We start from the raw sequence: 17,488 nt of genomic DNA, 5'->3' as shown, positions 1-17,488 counted from the left end.
AGTATTGCCATATGGACACCACCTCTGGAGTCGGCGTACTCGACAAGGCCGCCTTGGTGCTGGCCGCTCTCGAGGCCGGCCCCGCCACCCTGGCCGGCCTGGTCGCCGGCACCGGACTGGCCCGGCCGACCGCCCACCGCCTCGCCGTCGCGCTCGAGCACCACCGGCTCGTGGCCCGCGACATGCAGGGTCGGTTCGTGCTGGGCCCTCGGCTCGGCGAGCTCTCCGCAGCGGCGGGCGAGGACCGGTTGCTGGCCGCGGCCGGCCCGGTGCTGGCCCGGCTGCGCGACATCACCGGCGAGTCCGCGCAGCTGTGGCGACGGCAGGGCGAGCACCGCGTCTGCGTCGCCGCCGCCGAGCGCCCCTCCGGCCTGCGCGACACCATCCCGGTCGGCTCGCAGCTGACGATGCGGGCCGGGTCCGCAGCCCAGGTGCTGCTCGCCTGGGAGGACCCCGAGCGCATGCACCGCGGTCTCCAGAACGCAGCGTTCTCCGCCACCGCTCTCTCCGGCATCCGGCGACGCGGCTGGGCGCAGAGCGTCGGCGAGCGTGAGCAGGGGGTCGCCTCGGTCTCCGCACCGGTCCGCTCCCCCGGCGGCAAGATCATCGCCGCCGTGTCGGTGTCCGGACCCCTCGAACGGCTCTCCCGGCAGCCGGGCCGCATGCACGCGCCCGCCGTGCTCGCGGCCGCCGAGCGGCTCTCCGAGTCGCTGCGCCGAGCCGCGGCCGACTGACCGGCGCCCGCGGGCGTCCCTCCCGGATGAGTACGTCGGCGCATGCGCGACGGCGGGAACGCGCCCATGGTGGTGGCATGCGCTACGTCCTGAAGGTCCTCATCCGCCTCGCCTCGCTCGCCATCGGCCTCGTCGCCTACATGGAGCTCATCGTCAGCAACTGGGGCGAGAAGGGCGACGCCAACATCGGCGCCGGGCTCCTCGCCTTCCTGGCACTCGCCCTCGTCGGCCTGTTCTGGGCGGTGTACGACGGCCACCAGGTCGGTGCGCTCCCCGCGGTCGTCTGCTGGGGCGTCGTGTCGGCGCTGTTCTCCCAGGGCTGGCTGGTCCTCCGGGCCTTCTCCGAGGCCGACGAGTCGATGAGCGCGGGCGAGCTGATGCGTGCGGACGCGCCGCTGATCCCCTTCACGTTCATGCTCGTGTTCATCCCCGCGGTCCTCGGCGCTGTGATCGGCCACGCCACCCGCCGGGGCACCGTCGCCTAGTCCGGACCGCGTTCCCAGGCGCCTTCCAGCACCAATGCGGTGAGGCCCGCCTCCGACCTCGTCTCGTGGTCCTCACCGGCCTCCCACACGACCGCCTGCCCACCTTCGACCCGGGCCGGGGCACCGTGCGAGCCGCTCACGGTCGCACTGCCGGCCAGGACGATCAGCAGCTGTACGCCGACGGCCGGGTGCCGCCCCACCACACCACCCGGCGCGAGGGTGAGCACGGAGACGTGTCCTGGCTTCAGGACCCCGATCGTGGAGAGGGTGAACCCGACGCTGGCGAACTGGGTGATCTCCCGGGAGTCCAGGCTCTCGAGCTCGAGGATCCGCATGCCCTCATCCTGCCCGAGGCGACGCCCGCGTGGCCGGTCTCGGGGCAGCCGACCTCAGAACAGGGCGTCCTGCTCGAGCGAGAGCAGTGTCTGCTTGCGCTCGAGCCCGCCGGCGTACCCGGTGAGGGTGCCGTTGGCGCCGATGACTCGGTGGCACGGGATGACGATCGGGATCGGGTTGCGGCCGTTGGCCAGGCCGACCGCGCGGGACGCGGCGTTGGTCATGCCGAGCCGGTGGGCGACCTCGCCGTACGACGCGGTCTCTCCGAAGCCGACACCGAGCAGCACGTCCCAGACACGCTTCTGGAAGTCGGTGCCCTGCGGTGCGAGCGGCAGGTCGAACTCCTTGAGGTCGCGGGCGAAGTACGCCGTCAGCTGGCGGGCCGCCTCGGCCAGCACCGGGTGCTGGTCGTCGCGGTCGCCGAGCGGGCGCCCCACACCGGGCCTGAACGGCGTGAACTCGATCGCGGTGATCGCGCCGGCGTGCTCGACGATGCGCAGCTCGCCGATCGGTGAGTCGATGACGGTCCACATGTCAGTCCTCCTCTGTCTCGGCAGCCAGTGACTGCCACAGGTGCATCTGTGCGTAGGAGCGCCAGGGGCGCCAGGTGTCGGCGAGCGGAGCCGCGGCGCGCGGGTCGCGACCGACCGCGGCGAGGGCGTCCCTGATGCCGATGTCGGTGGGCAGGAACACGTCGGGATGGCCGAGGGCGCGCAGGGCGATGTAGTCGGCGGTCCACGGTCCGATCCCGGGCAGGTCGAGCAGCTGGGCCCGGACCACGTCGCGGTCGGCGCCCCGATCGAGGGCGATCGACTCCTCGGCCAGGGCCGCACACAGCGCGATCAGCGCACGACCACGCGCCCGGGGCATCGGCAGGTCCTCCGGATCCAGACCGGCCAGGGTGGCGACGTCGGGAAACAGGTGCGTGAGCTCGCCGTCGGGGGCCACGACCGCGCCGTACTGCCGGGTCAGCCTGGCCGCGACCGTGCGTGCACCGGCCACGCTCACCTGCTGGCCGAGCACGGCTCGCACGGCGATCTCATGACCGTCGACGTGGCCGGGCACGCGCAGGCCGGGCGTCGCCCGCACGAGCGGTCCGAGGAGCGGGTCGCCGGCGAAGGCCTCGGCGACGGCGACCGGGTCGCAGTCGGCGTCGAGGAGACGGCGTACTCGCTCGACGGCCGCGCCCGTGTCACGGAGATCCTCGAGGGCGAACGTCGCCGGCACGAACGCGGTGCCCTCGCCGGTGAGGTCGTCGAGCTCGAGGCGGACCGTGCCGACGCCGTGCGGCAGCCGCAGCGTGCGGGAGTACGACGTCGCGTCCGCGCTCTCGACCCCGGGCACCGCGCGGGTGGCGAAGAAGGCGAGCAGCGCGTGGCCGGCGAACGGCGTGCGCACGGCGAGCCGCATCTCGACCGTCCCGTGCGTCGACCGCGTGCTGCCACGTCGGCCACGCAGGTCGGTCGGGCTCGCGGCGTAGACCTCACGGATCGTGTCGTTGAACTGCCTGATGCTGGAGAACCCGGCGGCGAAGGCCACGTCGGCGTAGGGCATCGGCGTGGTCTCGATGAGGATGCGCGCCGTCTGGGCGCGTCGGGCCCGCGCGAGGGCGAGCGGCCCGGCGCCGAGCTCCTGGGTGAGCAGGCGGGTGAGGTGGCGCGAGGTGTAGCCCAGCCGCCGGGCCAGGCCGTCGACGCCGTCGCGGTCGACCACGCCGTCCGCGATCAGGCGCATGGCGCGGCCGGCGACATCGGCTGCGACGTCCCAGTCGGGGCTGCCCGGCGTGGCGTCGGGGATGCACCGCTTGCACGCGCGGTAGCCGGCCGCCTGCGCGGAGGCGGCCGTCGGATGGAAGGTGACGTTGGCGTAGCCAGGCGTGCGCGCGGGGCACGAGGGCCGGCAGTAGATGCCGGTGGTCCGCACCGCCGTGTAGAACACGCCGTCGAAGCGGCGGTCGCGGCTCTTCACGGCCCGGTAGCAGGACTCCTTGTCCAAGCGCACGGGGTGCGGGGCGGTGGTGGTCATGTGTCCATCCTGGGGCCAGTCTCGCACGAGTTCTGGCGGGAATCGGACACCTGGTGTCACGCTGCTCTCCGCGGCCTTCCGTAACCTGACGCGCGTGACCGACATCGACATCGCGCAGCTCGCGCCCGACGACTGGGCCGCCTTTCGCGACCTGAGGCTCAGGGCCCTGGCGGACGCTCCCGACGCCTTCGGGTCCCGCCTCGACGACTGGGCCGAGGCGCCAGAGGAGCGGTGGCGCGACCGTCTCCAGAACGTGCAGCTCAACGTCATCGCCCGACTGGGCGACGAGGCCGTCGGGATGGCCAGCGGAGTGCTCGACGACGACGGAGCCGAGCTGATCTCGATGTGGGTCGACCCCGCGGTCCGTGGCACCGGCACAGCACGCGCGCTCATCGACGCGGTCGTCGACTGGGCGCACGGCCTGGACCGGACGACGTACCTCATGGTGCGCAGTGACAACGCGCGAGCGATCGCGGCCTACGAGCGCGCGGGCTTCGTTGACCTCGGCGTCCCGGAGGGCCACGACGGACCGCCCGAGCACCGGATGGTCCATCGCGGGACCGCGGGATAGCACCAGGCCAGGGAATACTTGCGCAGTCAAGTTGTTTCACTCTTCGCGGCGTCCGTTCGACGCCCCACAGAGAGGAACGTCCATGCAGTTCGGAGTCTTCACCGTCGGTGACATCGCCCCCGACCCCACGACCGGCTACACCTACAGCGAGGCCGAGCGGATCCGAAACATGATCCAGGTCGCCCGGCGTGCCGACGAGGTAGGGCTCGACGTGTTCGCGCTGGGCGAGCACCACAACCCGCCGTTCGTCCCGTCGTCCCCGACGACCCTTCTCGGCCACATCGCGGCGCTGACGGACCGGATCATGCTGAGCACGTCGGTCACGCTGATGACCACCAACGACCCCGTCAAGGTGGCGGAGGACTACGCCATGCTGCAGCACGTGGCCGACGGCCGGCTGGACCTGATGGTGGGCCGGGGCAACACGGTTCCGGTCTACCCGTGGTTCGGCAAGGACATCCGCGACGGTGTCGCTCTGGCGTTGGAGAACTACAACCTGCTGCACCGGCTGTGGCGGGAGGACGTGGTCGACTGGGAGGGCCGTTTCAGGACCCCCCTCCAAGGCTTCACGTCCACCCCGCGACCGCTCGACGACGTGCCGCCGTTCGTCTGGCACGGCTCGATCCGCACGCCCGAGATCGCCGAGCAGGCCGCGTTCTACGGCAACGGCTTCTTCGCCAACCACATCCTGGCGCCCAACTTCCACTTCAAGCCGTTGGTCGACCTGTACCGGCAGCGGTTCGAGCACTACGGCCACGGCACCGCGGACCAGGCGATCGTGGGTCTGGGCGGCATGTCCTTCATCGCCAAGCGCTCCCAGGACGCCGTCGACGCGTTCCGGCCGTACTTCGAGAGCTACCCCGTGTTCCGGGGCATGCGGCTGGAGGACTACATGGCCGCCACCCCGCTGACGGTCGGCAGCCCACAGCAGGTGATCGACAAGGTGCTCACCTTCCAGGAGGGGTTCGGCGACTACCAACGGCAGCTGTTCGCCGTGGACGGTCTCGCCCTGCCCGTCGACGTCGCCCTGGAGCAGGTCGAGCTGCTCGGCACGGAGGTGGTGCCGGTCCTGCGCGCGGAGCTGGAGTCCCGGCGCGCCCCGAACGTGCCCGACGCCCCCACGCACGCCACGCTGGTCACCGCCAAGTACGGCGACGCCGAGCCGCGCCAGCCACGACCCAACCCGAACCGCGGCGACAACCTGTCGGGCACCTCGCCGTACCAGGACAGCGACCCGAGCGTCGAGGCCCGGCTCCCGACGGCGCTGCGATGAGCACGCCGAACGTCCGACTCGCCAACGAGGCGTGGGAGGTCTTCTTCCGGGCGCAGGCGACCCTGGCCCTGGAGTTCGAGCGAGACGGCGACTGGGGCGACCTGCTTCCGCGTGAGTACGGCGTTCTCTACGCCCTGTCCGGAGCCCCCGAGGGGCTGCGGATGTGCGACCTGCGTGACGACGTCCTGCTGACCCAGGCCGGGATCTCCCGCCTGGTGACGAGACTCGAGACCCGAGGCCTGGTGGAGCGCAGCGAAGACCCCGACGATGCACGGGCACAGCGGATCCGTCTGACCCCTCGGGGGGCCGACGAGCAGCGCAGGCGAGGCCACGCGCACGCCCGCCACGTCGCAACCGCCATGTCCCGGGCACTGGATCCAGCGCAGCTCGAGACCCTCGCCACGCTCAGCCGGGCACTCCTCGCCGGCAGTCCCGGCACCGCCGAGAGGACCAGATCATGAACGCCGTCACCCCCCTGTCCGCTGCAAGCCTGGTGGTGGTCAGCGCCGGCGTCAGCGACCCCTCGTCGACGCGGCTGCTCGCGGACCGCATCGCCCAGCAGGCCGTCGACACCCTCCGGGACTCCGGCGTCGAGACGACCCTGGGCGTGATCGACCTCAGCCCCATCGCCGTGGACATCGCCCGGTCCCTCGTCTCGGGCTTCCCCACCGAGAAGGTCCAAGAAGCGATCGAGCGGCTCGCATCCGCCGACGCGATCATCGCCAGCACGCCCGTCTACAAGGCAGGGATCAGCGGACTCTTCAAGTCGTTCGCCGACCTGATCGACGACGACCTGCTCATCGCCAAGCCGGTGATCCTCGCCGCGACCGGCGGGACCGCTCGGCACGCCATGGTGGTGGACGAGCAGCTGCGCCCCCTCTTCGCCTTCCTCCGTGCCATCGCGACCCCGACCTCGCTCTACGCCGCCCCCGAGGACTGGGGATCCGCGGACCTGGGCAAGCGCATCGCTCGCGCCGCCACCGAGCTCGCCCTGCTCCTGCGCAGCGGCGCACCTCGCGACATCGCCGCCGACAACTGGGACGGGTACCAGCACCGATTCGGCGGCAACGCGACGCGGGCACAGCGTTCAGTCGACGGCGTCGACTTCAGCAGCGAGCTGATGCGACTCGCCGCCGGCGGTTCGTGACGGACCGACCGGACGGTCCATCGCGGCACCGCGAGATGACGAAAGGCCCGGTCTGGTGACCGGGCCTTCGTGGTGCGTACCCCCGACCGGATTCGAACCGGCGCTACCGCCTTGAGAGGGCGGCGTGCTAGGCCGCTACACAACGGGGGCTTGCTGGTGGAGCAGTGCTGCAGACAGCGGACGAAACTCTAGCGAGAGCGGGAGTTTCGCACCAAATCCCGCCGCTGTGGCGGGACTGCGCTGGTAATTCGCTGGGATACAAGGACTCGAACCTTGACTAACTGGACCAGAACCAGTCGTGCTGCCAATTACACCATATCCCAATGGGGAGGCCTGTTCTGAGCGTCTTCGACGCGTGCTCAGGGGCCCTCCGGACGCAGGGGTGAACGATACACGCGGGGTCCGGGGGCCTCCAAAACGCCCCCCTCGGTGGTGCGTCGGAGCCCCATCCGCCTGGCGGCCGAGAGTGCCAGCGCGAGGTAGACGAGCGACTGCGTGAGGGTGCCCGGCAGGCTCCACCAGCTGCCGCCTGTGGGGTTGAGCGCGCTGCCCATGTCGCTGAACGCCAACGCCAGGCCGAACGCCAGGAAGTTGTTCAGGACGTGCATGGCGATGGCCGCCTCCAGTCCGCCGGTGAGGATCACCAGGGTGCCCGCCACCAGCCCGAACGCGAACCGGTCGACGAAGACCGGCAGGCTCTGCCCCACGCCGTGCGCGAGGCCGAACAGCAGCGCGGGCGCCACGACCGCGACCACCCGCGAGCCGAAGAGCCCACCGAACGCCTGGGTGAGGTAGCCGCGGAAGGCGTACTCCTCCCCCGCTGCCTGCAGCGGCGTCAGCAGGAGTACGACGAGCAGGAAGTCCCGCGTCGTCGACGTGAAGTCGTTGACCGTGCTGCTCACCTCCGTGCCGCCCTCCTGGGGCAGCACCGCCGTGACCGCGATGGTCGCGAACAACGCCAGTACCGAGAGGCCCAGGCACGCGAGGAAGAAGCGCCACCTGATCCGCGGGAGCACCGACGAGAGCCACCGCGGGCGCAGTCCGTGCAGCACCCGGCTCAGGAACCACGCGACCGGGATGGCCGAGGCCAGCACCACGTTGAGGAACGCCAGCGACATCGGCGTCGGGTCGCCGGTGTCGAGCAGCCGCTCCAGCGACGAGGCCACGGGCTCGCCCGCCGCGGCGTACCCGAGGGCGAAGAGCACCTGCCAGAGGAGCGGCGCGAGCAGGAAGACCCCGGCGAACAGCACCACGACGCCGAGCAGCGGACGCCACGCTCCGGAGCGCCCGCCGCGGTGCAGCTCGTGGTAGCCGAGCGGCTCCCCGCTCGGGCTCATTCGAAGAGGGCGTCGTGGAGCCGGGTCATGGAGCGCTCGCGGCCGAGCAGCTCCATCGACTCGAAGAGGGGCGGCGAGACCTTGCGGCCGGTGATGGCGATGCGCACCGGCCCGAACGCGTGCCGGGGCTTGAGGCCGCGCTCCTCGATCAGCTTGCCGCGCAACGCCTCCTCGATCGCGGCGGTGCTCCACTGCGGCAGCGCACCGAGGGCGTCGTACGCCGCCTGGACGACCTCGCGGCCGGCCCCGTCGAGGTCGTCGGTGCGGGCGAAGGAGGCCTCGTCGACGAACAGGAAGCCGAGCATGTCGACGGCCTCGGTCAGCTTGTTGATGCGCTCGCCGACCAGCGGCATGGCCAGCTCGAGCAGCTGCGCGTCGGCGTCGGACACCGGGTCGGAGACCACGCCGGCCTGCTTGAGGAACGGCAGCGCGCGGTGGGTGATGTCCTCGATCGACAGCATCCGCATGTGCGAGGCGTTGATGGCATCGGCCTTCTTGAGGTCGAAGCGCGCCGGGTTGGGGTTGACGTCCTTGATGTCGAACGCCGCCACCATCTCCTCGAGAGTGAACACGTCGCGGTCGGGCGCGATCGCCCAGCCGAGGAGCGCCAGGTAGTTGAGCAGCCCCTCGGGGAGGAAGCCCTGCTCGCGGTAGGCGAGCGCGTGCGCCTCGGGATCGCGCTTCGACAGCTTCTTGTTGCCCTGGCCCATGACGTAGGGCAGGTGGCCGTAGATCGGCGCTCCGGTGCCGATGCCGACATCCGCCAGCGCGGTGCACAGGGCGATCTGCCGCGGGGTGCTGGACAGCAGGTCCTCGCCGCGCAGCACGTGGGTGATCTCCATGAGCGCGTCGTCGACGGGGTTCACGAGGGTGTAGAGCGGGTCGCCGTTGGCCCGCGCCAGCGCGTAGTCGGGCACGTGGTCGCTGTGGAAGCTGACCCGGCCGCGGACGAGGTCGTCGAAGGCGATCTCGCCGTCAGGCATCCGGAACCGGATGACGGGGGTGCGGCCCTCGGCGACGAACGCCTCGACCTGCGCGTCGGTCAGGTCGCGGCAGAACCGGTCGTAGCCCATGTCCTTGGAGCCGCTCGCCTGGCGGCGCGCCGCGACCTCGTCGGTCGTGCAGTAGCACCGGTAGCTGTGCCCGCCCTCGGCCAGGCGGGCGAGGGCGTCGCGGTAGACGTCGCCGCGCTCCGACTGGCGGTACGGCGCGTGCGGGCCGCCGACGTCAGGGCCCTCGTCCCAGTCGAGCCCCAGCCAGTGGAAGAGGTCGAAGAGGCTGTCGTAGGACTCCTGGGTGTTGCGCGCCGTGTCGGTGTCCTCGATGCGGAGGACCAGGGTGCCGCCGTGGTGGCGCGCGAACGCCCAGTTGAAGAGGAACGAGCGGACGAGGCCGACGTGCGGGCTGCCGGTCGGGGACGGAGGGAAGCGGACGCGGACGTTGCTCATTCGGGGTCCCCGTTCGAAGCGGAGCGGAGCGAGCATTCGGATGGGGTGAGGATCAACGGGTTGCCACCTTGTTCGTGAGGGTGCCGATGCCGGCGATCGAGATCTCGACCTCGTCGTCGACCTGCATGGGGCCGACACCCTCGGGGGTGCCGGTGAGGATGACGTCGCCGGGGAGCAACGTCATCACGCTGGAGACGTAGGCAACAAGGGTCGGGATGTCGAAGATCAGGTCGGCGGTCGACCCGTCCTGCTTGAGGTCGCCGTTGAGGTGGGTCTGGAGGCGCACCCCGTCGGCGAACGCCTGCGGGTCGAGGTCGGTCTCGATCCACGGACCGAGCGGGCAGAAGGAGTCGAAGCCCTTGGCACGGGTGAACTGCACGTCGGACCTCTGCAGGTCGCGGGCCGTCACGTCGTTGGCGATCGTGTAGCCGTAGATGACGTCGGTCGCCTGCTCGGGGGGCACGTCGCGACAGATGCGGCCGATCACCAGGGCGAGCTCGCCCTCGTACTGGAGGTCCTGGGTCTGCGGCGGGTAGAAGATCGGGTCGCCCGGGCCGACCACCGACGTGTTGGGCTTGAGGAACATCAATGGCTCGGTCGGCAGGTCGTTGCCGAGCTCGGCGGCGTGAGCCGCGTAGTTGCGGCCGATGCCGACCACCTTGCTGCGCGGCAGCACCGGCGCAAGCAGGCGTACGTCGGCGAGCTGGTGCTCCTGCTGGAGCAGCTTGACCCCGACGTAGAGGGGGTCGCCGGCGAGCGCCACGATCACCGTGTCGTCGGCGGGCTGGCCGAACTCGTCGACGTCGCCGGTCACGACGCCGTAGAGGGGCTCTTCTCCTGTGGTGAATCTGGCGATGCGCACCGGCCGAGCCTATCCGGCGGCCACCGCCCGCAGCGCGGTGAGGCTGCGCTCCACGTCAGCCTCGGTGGTGGACCAGTTGCTCACCGAGACCCGGAGCACGGCGCGCTCGTGCCACCTCGATCCGCTCATCCAGGCCGTCCCGTCGTCGAGCAGCCCCGACACGACGCCGCGGGTGCGCTCGTCGTCGCCGAACGTCGCGCAGACCTGGGTGAACACCACGTCGTTGAGCACCTCGGATCCGTCGATCTCGCCGATCCCCTTCGCCATCGCCGCGGCGTGGGTGCAGAGCCGGTCGACCAGCTCGGCGACACCGTCGCGCCCCAGTGCGCGCAGCACCGCCCAGACGGGGATGGCCCGGCCCCGCCGGCTGATCTCCGGCACCTTGTCGAACGGCTCGCCCGCGGCGTCGTGGATCAGGTAGTCGCCGTGCATGCCCATCGCGGCGCGCAGTGCGCTGCGGTCACGGACGATCGCCAGGCCGCAGTCGTAGGGCACGTTGAGCGTCTTGTGCGCGTCGGTCGCCCACGAGTCGGCGAGCTCGTAGCCGGCCACGAGGTGCCGGCGTGCCGGGGAGGCTGCCGCGAAGAGGCCGAAGGCGCCGTCCACGTGCACCCACGCACCGTGCTTGTGCGCGAGTGGTATCGCCTCCTGGAAGGGGTCGAACGCCCCGGAGTGGACGTTGCCCGCCTGCAGCACGACCATCGTCGGCCGTCCGTCGCCCGACTCCAGCGCTGCCCGGAGAGCGTCGGTGACGACTCGCCCCTGCTCGTCGGCCGCGACGGCCTCGGGGCTGCCCAGACCGAGGTAACGCAGGGCCAGGTCGACCGTGTCGTGGCGCTCGGCGCCCACCAGGACCCGCACTCCGGGCGAGCCGACCAGCCCGTCGGCGGCGACGTCCCAGCCGGCGCGGCGGAGGACCTCGTCGCGACCGGCGGCGAGGCCGGTGAAGTTGGCCATCGTGCCGCCGGTGACGAAGCCGACTGCGCTGCCGATCGGCAGTCCCAGCAGGTCGACGAGCCAGGACTCGGTGACGTCCTCGACCGCACTGTGCGCCGGAGTGACCAGCCGCAGCCCGGCGTTCTGGTCCCAGGCGCTGGTGAGCCAGTCCGCGGCTAGGGCGGCGGGGTGAGTCCCGCCGATCACGAACCCGAAGAACCGACCCGACGGCATCGCCGTCAGGCCCGGCTCGCAGGCGGTCGCGAGCAGGTCGATCACGTCGACGGCGTCCTCGGGGCCGTCGGGGAGCGCCGTACCGAGCCTCGCCACGACGTCCTCGATCGACGCGGTCGCCGGCACCGCTCGCTCCCCGAGCGACGCCAGCCAGGCGAGGGCTTGTGCGTGGGCCCGGTCGAGGGCCGCCTCGTGATCGTCCATCCCTGCAGTGTGGCCGCACCCGGCCGTCCCGACCAGTGCTCGTAGGCTCGGGTTCGTGGATATCGACGTGCTCGACGAGGCGACGTGGCGGGCGCGCTCGCGGGCGCACGCCGACCGCGTCGACGCGTTCGTGGCCCCGCACCTCGCTAGGCGGGGGTCGCGCGTCAAGCATCCGGTCCACGACTTCCTGTTCACCTACTACTCTCAGCGGCCGGCCCAGCTGCGGCGCTGGCATCCGGGCTTCGGGGTCGCGCTGGACGGCGCGGACGAGTACGTCGGGCTGAAGGGCTACCGGGGCTCCCCCGCCGCCGTGTCCGCGGAGTACGTCGCGGCGCAGCGCCCGCTCGTCGAGTCGCTGCACGCGCTGCTCCTCGCCACCACCGGGCGCCCGGCCAACTTCGGCTGCTTCGGGCTGCACGAGTGGGCGATGGTCTACCGGCTCGGCGAGGACGAGACCCGGCACGCCGACTGGCCGCTGCGCCTCGGCGCGGGCGGCACCGACGCGGTCGTGGAGTCGCACCGGATCGGCTGCTCGCACTTCGACGCCTACCGGTTCTTCACCCCTCCCGCGCGGCCGCTCAACGTGCTGTCCCCCGGCCGCGACGACCGGGCGGCGTACGAGCAGCCGGCCTGCCTGCACGGCAACATGGACCTCTACAAGCACGCCTTCCGGCTCACCCCGATGATCAGCAGCGACCTGGTCGCCGACTGCTTCGAGCTCGCCCGCGACATCCGCGAGCTCGACATGCGCGCGGCGCCGTACGACCTGGCGGACCTGGGGTTCGAGCCGGTGCCCATCGAGACGCCCGAGGGCAAGCAGGCGTACGCCGCGTCGCAGCGCGCTTTCGCCGGGCGGGCCGCACCGTTGCGCGAGCGGCTTATCGACGAGTGCTCGAGGCTGCTCGCGATCTAGGGTGGGTCGCATGATGCGGATGCTCGGGCCGGTGGTGGCGCTGCTGCTCTCGGCGTCGCCGGTCGCGGCCGCCGAGGCCGACCCGCGCTGGGTGTTCTACTCGCGGGACACGACGGCCTACACCTCGCCGTGGTACCCGGGGGCGCACCGGACGATGATCGGCTACGGCTGCACACGCGCTCCCTACTACCCGCCCGACGGCCGGTGCGGTGGCGGGCACGGCTTCCACCACGGCATCGACGTCGCGCTGCCGTGCGGGACGCCGATCCGGGCCGGCAGGCGCGGCCGGGTGGTCAGCAGCGCTGCCTACGGACCGGCGTACGGCGTACGGCCGCTCGTGATCCGCAACCAACGGCTCGGCGTCGACATCCTCATCGCGCACGCGCGCACCCTCCTCGTCGAGGTGGGCGACCGCGTCGGCCGTGGCACGACCCTGGCGCTCGCGTCGGACTCGGGCGCACCCGACGGCTGCCACCTGCACTTCGAGGTGCGAGACGCCGGTGGCGGTCTCGACGACGCCCGTCGGCCTCTCGCGCTGCTCGACCGGGAGCCGGCATGAGCTCCCCCCTGAGCCCCGACGAGCAGCGGGTCGTCGCCAACTTCACCGGTGCCGACGGTCGCCTGCACACGATCCCGACCAAGCAGTCGAAGCTGATGGTGGTGCTCGACCATCTCGCCCAGCAGTTCGAGCCCGGCCGGACCTACCCCGAGGTCGAGGTCAACGAGATCCTGCAGCGCTTCCATCCCGACTTCGCCGCGCTGCGCCGCTACCTGGTGGAGGCGTTGTTCCTGGAGCGCGAGGACGGCGTCTACTGGCGCATCGGCGGCACGGTCGATGTCTGAAGCTGCCCCCTCGGTACGGCACGGCGAGTCGATCACCGGCGAGGACTGGTACGGCGACGACCTGGGCGCGGCGCGCTTCGTCGACTGCACCTTCTCCGACGTCGACCTGTCGGAGACGAGCACATCGGGAGCGAGCTTCGAGAGCTGCACGTTCCACGGGGGCCGGTTCAACGCGTCGACGCACGTAGCGACCGCATTCGTGGCGTGCGACTTCCGGCGTACGAACTTCTTCGACGCGACGCTCGACGGGTGCAAGCTCGTCGGATCGGTCTTCGCCGGGTGCACGCTGCGACCTGTCCGGGTGATCGGCGGCCGCTGGTCGGGGGTGACGATGCGGGGCGCCAACCTCAGCGGCCTCGACCTGAGCGGCGTCGACCTCAGCGAGGCCGACCTGTCGCTGGCGAACCTCACCGGCACCGTGCTCCGGGACGCGAACCTCGCCGGCGCCACCCTGCGCGAGACCGACCTGACGCGGACCGACCTGCGCGGCGCGTCACTCGACCGGGTCGACCTGACCGTGGCGACCCTCAAGGACACCAGGCTCGACCTGGCCGGGGGCGTGCTCCTCGCCGAGCTCGCCGGAGCCTTGGTCGACGTCGGCCGTTGAGCATGGGCAGCAGGGGGCGCGCCGGTGAGTGACGCACCTGATCTCGGTCCGGTGCCGGAGCGCGTGAGCGTCGATGCGGAGATGGTCCGGCGGCTCGTGGCCGAGCAGTTTCCCCGGTGGTCAGCCCTGGAGGTGCGGCCCGTGACCCACGGCGGCTGGGACAACTGAACCTTCCACCTCGGTTCGGAGATGTCGGCACGGCTGCCCAGCGCCTCGGCGTACGCCCTGGCGGTCGACAAGGAGCACCGGTGGCTGCCGGTGCTCGCTCCCCAGCTCCCACTACCCGTCCCGACGCCCCTGGGCAAGGGGGAGCCGGGCGCGGGATACCCGCATCCATGGTCGGTCTACACCTGGCTCGAGGGCCGCACGGCGAGTGCGGAGGAGATCGCCGACCCGGTCCGGTTCGCGGTCGCGCTGGCGGGCTTCCTGTCCGCGTTGCAAGGCATCGACCCCACCGGCGGCCCGACTCCGGGTCTGCACAACTGGTACCGGGGTGGGACGTTGCGCACCTACGACGCGCAGACCCGCGACGCCCTCGAGGCGTTGCGAAGCCATGTCGACGTCGACCTGGCCACAGAGATCTGGGAGCACGCCCTGACCGCGCGCTGGGACGGGACGGAGGTCTGGTTCCACGGCGACATGGCCCGGGGAAATCTGCTGCTGGAGGGCGGGGAGCTGGCCGCCGTGCTGGACTTCGGCACGTGCGGGGTCGGGGACCCCGCCTGCGACATGGCGGTCGCCTGGACCCTGTTGACCGACGCCGGTCGTGAGGCGTTCCGTGACCGGCTGTCCGTGGATGCGGCGACCTGGGCGCGCGGACGAGGCTGGGCTCTCTGGAAGGCGCTGGTCACCTGCTGGCGGGCCCTGGGCGACGACGACGAGGAGGTCGCGGCCCAGCTGCGCGTCCTGGACCAGATCCTCAGCGACCACCTGCGAGACGGCTGACGTCCTCGGCGGGGAGGTGCGTGCGGAGACCGTCGAGGATGAGACCGAGGCCGAGCCCGAAGTCGGCGGTGTCGCGGGGTCGACGGTCGATCGCCCCGGCGCTGTTGGCCTGCAGCGTCATCTGCTCGTCGTGGGCGTGGCCGAAGACGTAGTGCAACAGGGTGCGGGTGGCGACGGCGGCCAGACCCGGGTCGAGCCCGGCCTCGAGCAGGACCTCGTCGAGCTCCTCGGCCGGCCCAGCTGCGCCGAGGCCGAAGGCGTGCACCGTGGCGACGACGTCGGCCCCGTCGCGGTAGGCCAGCATCGCGTCGCGCAGCTCGGCGCATACCTCGCCGACCCGGCCGTCCCAGGTGGCCGCGCGGCGTGGCCTTCGGCCGCGGACCAGGATCGCGTCGGCGACCGCGGCCAGCAGGGTCTGCTTGTTGGCGACGTGGTGGTAGAGCGCGCTCGGCGCGACTCCCATGTCGGCCGCGAGCCGGCGCATGGACAGGTCGGCGAGTCCGTAGCGGTCGAGTACGTCGAGCGCGCGCTCGACGACGTCGCTGCGGTGATAGCGCACTGCACACCTCCGTTGACCGGCCCGGACCCATAACCTAACCTGAACACCGTTCACCTGGCCACCGTTCAGGTCGACGTGTCCCCCGCACCGAGCTGAGAGTCAGGCCCATGAGCATCCGCGCCTCCCGCAGCACCGCCACCGATGTCGCCCTGATCGCGGGCTTCGCCGCCCTGATCGCCGTCTGCGCGATCCTGCCCGCGCTCAACGTCGGCACACCGGTGCCGATCACCCTCCAGACGTTCGGGGTGCTGCTCAGCGGCGCCGTGCTGGGCATGCGCCGCGGCTTCCTGGCCGTGCTGCTCTACCTCGTCGTCGGGGCGGCCGGGCTGCCGGTCTTCTCCGGCGGCGCGTCGGGCCTGGCCGTCTTCAGCGGCCCGTCGGTCGGCTACCTCGTCGGCTTCCCGCTGGCCGCGGCGCTGTGCGGCTTCATCGTCGAGCGACTGCCGCGCCGGACCATCCAGACCAGCGTGCCGGTGATCACCGTCGCAGGGCTGGTGAGCAGCGCGGTGTTCATCCACACGTTCGGCATGGCCGGCATGGTGTGGCGCATCCCCACCGACTGGGCCGGCGCCTTCGACATCGACAAGGTCTTCTGGATCGGTGACGTCGTCAAGAACGTCGCGATGGCCCTGGTCGCCACCGCCGTGCACCGGGCCTTCCCCGACCTGCTCGACCGCCGCACCCCGGTCGCGGCGACCCGCGAGGAGACCGTCACCGCGTGAGCCGGATCGAGCTCCGGCAGGTCTCGGTCAGGGTGCCCGCCACCGACGGCGAGCACGAGATCCTGCACGAGACCACGCTGACCCTCACCGAGTCGCGCATCGCCCTGATCGGCGCCAACGGCTCCGGCAAGTCCACCCTCGCGCGCCTGGTCAACGGCCTGGTCGAGGCCAGCTCCGGGCGGGTGCTCGTCGACGGGCTCGACGTCGCCGAGGACGGTGCGGCGGTGCGCCGCCGGGTGGGGTTCGTCTTCACCGACCCCAGCGCCCAGCTGGTGATGCCCACGGTCGTGGAGGACGTCGCGCTGTCGCTGCGTCGTACGCACAAGGACAAGGGCGTACGCCGGGCGGCGGCCATGGCCGTGCTCGAGCGCCACGGACTCGCCGAGCTGGCCGACCGCAGTGTGCACACGCTGTCGGGGGGCCAGCGGCAGCTGCTCGCCCTGGCGGGGGTGCTGGCCACCGATCCCGACGTGCTGGTCGCCGACGAGCCGACCACGCTGCTGGACCTGCGCAACAGCCGGCTGATCGGCGACCTGCTCTGCGCCCTGCCCCAGCAGCTCGTCCTCGTCACGCACGACCTCGACCTGGCCGAGCGCTGCGAGCGCGGGATCGTGGTCGACGACGGCGCCGTGGTCTACGACGGGCCGGCCGCCGACGCGGTCGCGCACTACCGGGCGACCGTGTGAGCGCCTCGCTCCTGGGGATCTACCGCCCCGGCCACACGGTGCTCCACCGGCTGCCGGCCGGAGCCAAGCTGCTCACCCTGATGGCGGTCGCGATCGTGGTCGTGGTGGTCCGCGGACCCGTGAGCGCCGCCGCGTTCGTCGCCGCGGCGCTGACGCTGGCGGGCTGGTCGGGCATGGGCGTCCGTGCGACCCTGCGGGCCCTGCGGGGCATCCTGGTCGTGGCCGTCCTGATGGCGGCCTACCTCACCTGGCAGCAGACCTGGCAGCGCGCCGTCGAGTCGGTGCTCGACCTGGTCGCGCTGGTGCTGATGGCGACCGTGCTGACCGTGACGACGCCGATCGACCAGATGCTCGACACGATCACCCGGGCGCTGGGCCCGCTGCGCCGCGTCGGGGTCAACCCGGAGATGGTGGCGCTGGCGTTCTCGCTGATGATCCGTGCGGTGCCGACCACGATCGAGATCGCCGGCGAGACGCGGGACGCCGCCGTCGCCCGCGGGCTCCAGCGCGACCCCCGCGCGCGGCTCACGCCGCTGGTGGTCAGGGTGGTGGCCCATGCCCGCTCCACCGGGGAGGCGCTGCATGCCCGCGGGATCACCGACTGACGCCGTACTCGCGCGT

Annotated in this window: 23 protein-coding genes and 2 tRNA genes; 15 read left to right on the top strand and 10 right to left on the bottom strand. The window is 71.8% G+C overall.

Going from position 1 to position 17,488, the window contains the following annotated elements; all coding sequences use genetic code 11:
* The first annotated feature begins 11 nt into the window (after nucleotides 1–11).
* Complete coding sequence (locus ACP7BP_RS07645; RefSeq protein WP_248582391.1) at nucleotides 12–734, top strand: IclR family transcriptional regulator; 723 nt, start codon at nucleotides 12–14, stop codon at nucleotides 732–734.
* A 77-nt stretch (nucleotides 735–811) separates the two neighbouring features.
* Nucleotides 812–1,219: a hypothetical protein gene (locus tag ACP7BP_RS07640; RefSeq protein ID WP_426243974.1), complete on the top strand. Its 408-nt coding sequence runs from the start codon at nucleotides 812–814 to the stop codon at nucleotides 1,217–1,219.
* Here ACP7BP_RS07640 and ACP7BP_RS07635 read toward each other — a convergent pair.
* Genes ACP7BP_RS07635 through ACP7BP_RS07625 form a run of 3 tightly spaced genes read right to left on the bottom strand, consistent with a single transcriptional unit; the run spans nucleotide 1,216 to nucleotide 3,580 of the window.
* Complete coding sequence (locus ACP7BP_RS07635; RefSeq protein ID WP_426243973.1) at nucleotides 1,216–1,554, bottom strand: hypothetical protein; 339 nt, start codon at nucleotides 1,552–1,554, stop codon at nucleotides 1,216–1,218. The two genes, ACP7BP_RS07640 and ACP7BP_RS07635, sit on opposite strands and share 4 nt — an antisense overlap.
* A gap of 54 nt (nucleotides 1,555–1,608) precedes the next feature.
* Nucleotides 1,609–2,088, bottom strand: a complete 480-nt coding sequence (locus ACP7BP_RS07630; protein ID WP_426243972.1) for a methylated-DNA--[protein]-cysteine S-methyltransferase — start codon at nucleotides 2,086–2,088, stop codon at nucleotides 1,609–1,611.
* A gap of 1 nt (nucleotide 2,089) precedes the next feature.
* Nucleotides 2,090–3,580 (bottom strand): AlkA N-terminal domain-containing protein, encoded by a 1,491-nt coding sequence (locus tag ACP7BP_RS07625; RefSeq protein WP_426243971.1) that lies wholly within the window; start codon nucleotides 3,578–3,580, stop codon nucleotides 2,090–2,092.
* Between the two features lie 94 nt (nucleotides 3,581–3,674).
* Here ACP7BP_RS07625 and ACP7BP_RS07620 point away from each other — a divergent pair, with 94 nt between their 5' ends.
* The 4 genes from ACP7BP_RS07620 (at nucleotide 3,675) to ACP7BP_RS07605 (ending at nucleotide 6,571) form a co-directional block, all read left to right on the top strand.
* Nucleotides 3,675–4,151 carry a GNAT family N-acetyltransferase gene (locus ACP7BP_RS07620; RefSeq protein WP_426243970.1) on the top strand — a complete coding sequence of 159 codons (477 nt, stop codon included), beginning with the start codon at nucleotides 3,675–3,677 and terminating at the stop codon, nucleotides 4,149–4,151.
* Nucleotides 4,152–4,233: 82 nt separating this feature from the next.
* Entirely contained in the window at nucleotides 4,234–5,424 is a 1,191-nt protein-coding gene (locus ACP7BP_RS07615) for a CE1758 family FMN-dependent luciferase-like monooxygenase (RefSeq protein WP_426243969.1), read from the top strand.
* Nucleotides 5,421–5,885, top strand: coding sequence for a MarR family winged helix-turn-helix transcriptional regulator (locus ACP7BP_RS07610; RefSeq protein WP_426243968.1), 465 nt, complete (start codon nucleotides 5,421–5,423; stop codon nucleotides 5,883–5,885). The genes ACP7BP_RS07615 and ACP7BP_RS07610 overlap by 4 nt, the downstream gene beginning before the upstream one ends.
* Nucleotides 5,882–6,571 (top strand): CE1759 family FMN reductase, encoded by a 690-nt coding sequence (locus ACP7BP_RS07605; protein WP_426243967.1) that lies wholly within the window; start codon nucleotides 5,882–5,884, stop codon nucleotides 6,569–6,571. The genes ACP7BP_RS07610 and ACP7BP_RS07605 overlap by 4 nt, the downstream gene beginning before the upstream one ends.
* Nucleotides 6,572–6,648: 77 nt before the next feature.
* On the opposite strand, the gene ACP7BP_RS07600 is transcribed toward ACP7BP_RS07605, so the two are convergent.
* The 6 genes from ACP7BP_RS07600 to ACP7BP_RS07575 form a co-directional block, all read right to left on the bottom strand.
* Nucleotides 6,649–6,721: transfer RNA gene (locus ACP7BP_RS07600), tRNA-Glu, on the bottom strand.
* A gap of 101 nt (nucleotides 6,722–6,822) precedes the next feature.
* Nucleotides 6,823–6,894: transfer RNA gene (locus tag ACP7BP_RS07595), tRNA-Gln, on the bottom strand.
* A 36-nt stretch (nucleotides 6,895–6,930) separates the two neighbouring features.
* Nucleotides 6,931–7,908 (bottom strand): CPBP family intramembrane glutamic endopeptidase, encoded by a 978-nt coding sequence (locus tag ACP7BP_RS07590; protein ID WP_426243966.1) that lies wholly within the window; start codon nucleotides 7,906–7,908, stop codon nucleotides 6,931–6,933.
* The gene (gltX, locus tag ACP7BP_RS07585; RefSeq protein WP_426243965.1) at nucleotides 7,905–9,356 is read right to left on the bottom strand and encodes a glutamate--tRNA ligase; all 1,452 of its coding nucleotides are present in this window, start codon (nucleotides 9,354–9,356) and stop codon (nucleotides 7,905–7,907) included. The genes ACP7BP_RS07590 and gltX overlap by 4 nt, the downstream gene beginning before the upstream one ends.
* A gap of 52 nt (nucleotides 9,357–9,408) precedes the next feature.
* The gene (locus ACP7BP_RS07580; RefSeq protein WP_426243964.1) at nucleotides 9,409–10,218 is read right to left on the bottom strand and encodes a fumarylacetoacetate hydrolase family protein; all 810 of its coding nucleotides are present in this window, start codon (nucleotides 10,216–10,218) and stop codon (nucleotides 9,409–9,411) included.
* Between the two features lie 9 nt (nucleotides 10,219–10,227).
* Entirely contained in the window at nucleotides 10,228–11,592 is a 1,365-nt protein-coding gene (locus ACP7BP_RS07575) for a pyridoxal phosphate-dependent decarboxylase family protein (RefSeq protein ID WP_426243963.1), read from the bottom strand.
* A gap of 55 nt (nucleotides 11,593–11,647) precedes the next feature.
* Between ACP7BP_RS07575 and ACP7BP_RS07570 the strand changes: the two genes are divergently transcribed.
* Genes ACP7BP_RS07570 through ACP7BP_RS07545 form a run of 6 tightly spaced genes read left to right on the top strand, consistent with a single transcriptional unit; the run spans nucleotide 11,648 to nucleotide 14,900 of the window.
* Nucleotides 11,648–12,505, top strand: coding sequence for a 3-methyladenine DNA glycosylase (locus ACP7BP_RS07570; RefSeq protein WP_426243962.1), 858 nt, complete (start codon nucleotides 11,648–11,650; stop codon nucleotides 12,503–12,505).
* 10 nt (nucleotides 12,506–12,515) lie between these two features.
* Complete coding sequence (locus ACP7BP_RS07565; protein ID WP_426243961.1) at nucleotides 12,516–13,064, top strand: M23 family metallopeptidase; 549 nt, start codon at nucleotides 12,516–12,518, stop codon at nucleotides 13,062–13,064.
* Entirely contained in the window at nucleotides 13,061–13,348 is a 288-nt protein-coding gene (locus tag ACP7BP_RS07560) for a DUF2087 domain-containing protein (RefSeq protein WP_426243960.1), read from the top strand. Before ACP7BP_RS07565 ends, ACP7BP_RS07560 begins: the two co-directional genes overlap by 4 nt.
* The gene (locus ACP7BP_RS07555) at nucleotides 13,341–13,955 is read left to right on the top strand and encodes a pentapeptide repeat-containing protein (RefSeq protein WP_426243959.1); all 615 of its coding nucleotides are present in this window, start codon (nucleotides 13,341–13,343) and stop codon (nucleotides 13,953–13,955) included. The genes ACP7BP_RS07560 and ACP7BP_RS07555 overlap by 8 nt, the downstream gene beginning before the upstream one ends.
* A 24-nt stretch (nucleotides 13,956–13,979) precedes the next feature.
* Nucleotides 13,980–14,123 (top strand): hypothetical protein, encoded by a 144-nt coding sequence (locus ACP7BP_RS07550; protein ID WP_426243958.1) that lies wholly within the window; start codon nucleotides 13,980–13,982, stop codon nucleotides 14,121–14,123.
* Nucleotides 14,124–14,144: 21 nt separating this feature from the next.
* The gene (locus ACP7BP_RS07545; RefSeq protein ID WP_426243957.1) at nucleotides 14,145–14,900 is read left to right on the top strand and encodes an aminoglycoside phosphotransferase family protein; all 756 of its coding nucleotides are present in this window, start codon (nucleotides 14,145–14,147) and stop codon (nucleotides 14,898–14,900) included.
* Here the strand turns inward: ACP7BP_RS07545 and ACP7BP_RS07540 are convergent.
* Nucleotides 14,875–15,459 carry a TetR/AcrR family transcriptional regulator C-terminal domain-containing protein gene (locus ACP7BP_RS07540; protein WP_426243956.1) on the bottom strand — a complete coding sequence of 195 codons (585 nt, stop codon included), beginning with the start codon at nucleotides 15,457–15,459 and terminating at the stop codon, nucleotides 14,875–14,877. The genes ACP7BP_RS07545 and ACP7BP_RS07540 overlap by 26 nt on opposite strands.
* A gap of 107 nt (nucleotides 15,460–15,566) precedes the next feature.
* On the opposite strand from ACP7BP_RS07540, the gene ACP7BP_RS07535 reads away from it, so the two are divergent.
* Genes ACP7BP_RS07535 through ACP7BP_RS07525 form a run of 3 tightly spaced genes read left to right on the top strand, consistent with a single transcriptional unit; the run spans nucleotide 15,567 to nucleotide 17,472 of the window.
* Nucleotides 15,567–16,181 (top strand): biotin transporter BioY, encoded by a 615-nt coding sequence (locus ACP7BP_RS07535; RefSeq protein WP_426243955.1) that lies wholly within the window; start codon nucleotides 15,567–15,569, stop codon nucleotides 16,179–16,181.
* Nucleotides 16,178–16,867, top strand: a complete 690-nt coding sequence (locus ACP7BP_RS07530) for an energy-coupling factor ABC transporter ATP-binding protein (protein ID WP_426243954.1) — start codon at nucleotides 16,178–16,180, stop codon at nucleotides 16,865–16,867. Before ACP7BP_RS07535 ends, ACP7BP_RS07530 begins: the two co-directional genes overlap by 4 nt.
* A complete protein-coding gene (locus tag ACP7BP_RS07525; protein WP_426243953.1) occupies nucleotides 16,864–17,472 on the top strand; it encodes an energy-coupling factor transporter transmembrane component T family protein in 609 nt (202 codons plus the stop codon). The genes ACP7BP_RS07530 and ACP7BP_RS07525 overlap by 4 nt, the downstream gene beginning before the upstream one ends.
* The last annotated feature ends 16 nt before the right edge of the window (nucleotides 17,473–17,488 follow it).

Origin of the sequence: Nocardioides sp. LHG3406-4 (genome assembly GCF_049897745.1) — a bacterium.
In the GTDB taxonomy this organism is placed as follows: domain Bacteria; phylum Actinomycetota; class Actinomycetes; order Propionibacteriales; family Nocardioidaceae; genus Nocardioides.
This window is presented reverse-complemented; position numbering and strand designations above follow the sequence as displayed.

Excerpts from the sequence above, each read along its gene's own strand:
- ACP7BP_RS07635 (WP_426243973.1), bottom strand. The coding sequence starts at position 1,554 with ATGCGGATCCTCGAGCTCGAGAGCCTGGACTCCCGGGAGATCACCCAG.
- ACP7BP_RS07630 (WP_426243972.1), bottom strand. The coding sequence starts at position 2,088 with ATGTGGACCGTCATCGACTCACCGATCGGCGAGCTGCGCATCGTCGAG.
- ACP7BP_RS07575 (WP_426243963.1), bottom strand. The coding sequence starts at position 11,592 with ATGGACGATCACGAGGCGGCCCTCGACCGGGCCCACGCACAAGCCCTC.
- ACP7BP_RS07640 (WP_426243974.1), top strand. The coding sequence starts at position 812 with ATGCGCTACGTCCTGAAGGTCCTCATCCGCCTCGCCTCGCTCGCCATC.
- ACP7BP_RS07590 (WP_426243966.1), bottom strand. The coding sequence starts at position 7,908 with ATGAGCCCGAGCGGGGAGCCGCTCGGCTACCACGAGCTGCACCGCGGC.
- ACP7BP_RS07545 (WP_426243957.1), top strand. The coding sequence starts at position 14,145 with ATGTCGGCACGGCTGCCCAGCGCCTCGGCGTACGCCCTGGCGGTCGAC.
- ACP7BP_RS07625 (WP_426243971.1), bottom strand. The coding sequence starts at position 3,580 with ATGACCACCACCGCCCCGCACCCCGTGCGCTTGGACAAGGAGTCCTGC.
- ACP7BP_RS07605 (WP_426243967.1), top strand. The coding sequence starts at position 5,882 with ATGAACGCCGTCACCCCCCTGTCCGCTGCAAGCCTGGTGGTGGTCAGC.
- gltX (WP_426243965.1), bottom strand. The coding sequence starts at position 9,356 with ATGAGCAACGTCCGCGTCCGCTTCCCTCCGTCCCCGACCGGCAGCCCG.
- ACP7BP_RS07645 (WP_248582391.1), top strand. The coding sequence starts at position 12 with ATGGACACCACCTCTGGAGTCGGCGTACTCGACAAGGCCGCCTTGGTG.
- ACP7BP_RS07610 (WP_426243968.1), top strand. The coding sequence starts at position 5,421 with ATGAGCACGCCGAACGTCCGACTCGCCAACGAGGCGTGGGAGGTCTTC.
- ACP7BP_RS07535 (WP_426243955.1), top strand. The coding sequence starts at position 15,567 with ATGAGCATCCGCGCCTCCCGCAGCACCGCCACCGATGTCGCCCTGATC.
- ACP7BP_RS07615 (WP_426243969.1), top strand. The coding sequence starts at position 4,234 with ATGCAGTTCGGAGTCTTCACCGTCGGTGACATCGCCCCCGACCCCACG.
- ACP7BP_RS07555 (WP_426243959.1), top strand. The coding sequence starts at position 13,341 with ATGTCTGAAGCTGCCCCCTCGGTACGGCACGGCGAGTCGATCACCGGC.
- ACP7BP_RS07565 (WP_426243961.1), top strand. The coding sequence starts at position 12,516 with ATGATGCGGATGCTCGGGCCGGTGGTGGCGCTGCTGCTCTCGGCGTCG.
- ACP7BP_RS07560 (WP_426243960.1), top strand. The coding sequence starts at position 13,061 with ATGAGCTCCCCCCTGAGCCCCGACGAGCAGCGGGTCGTCGCCAACTTC.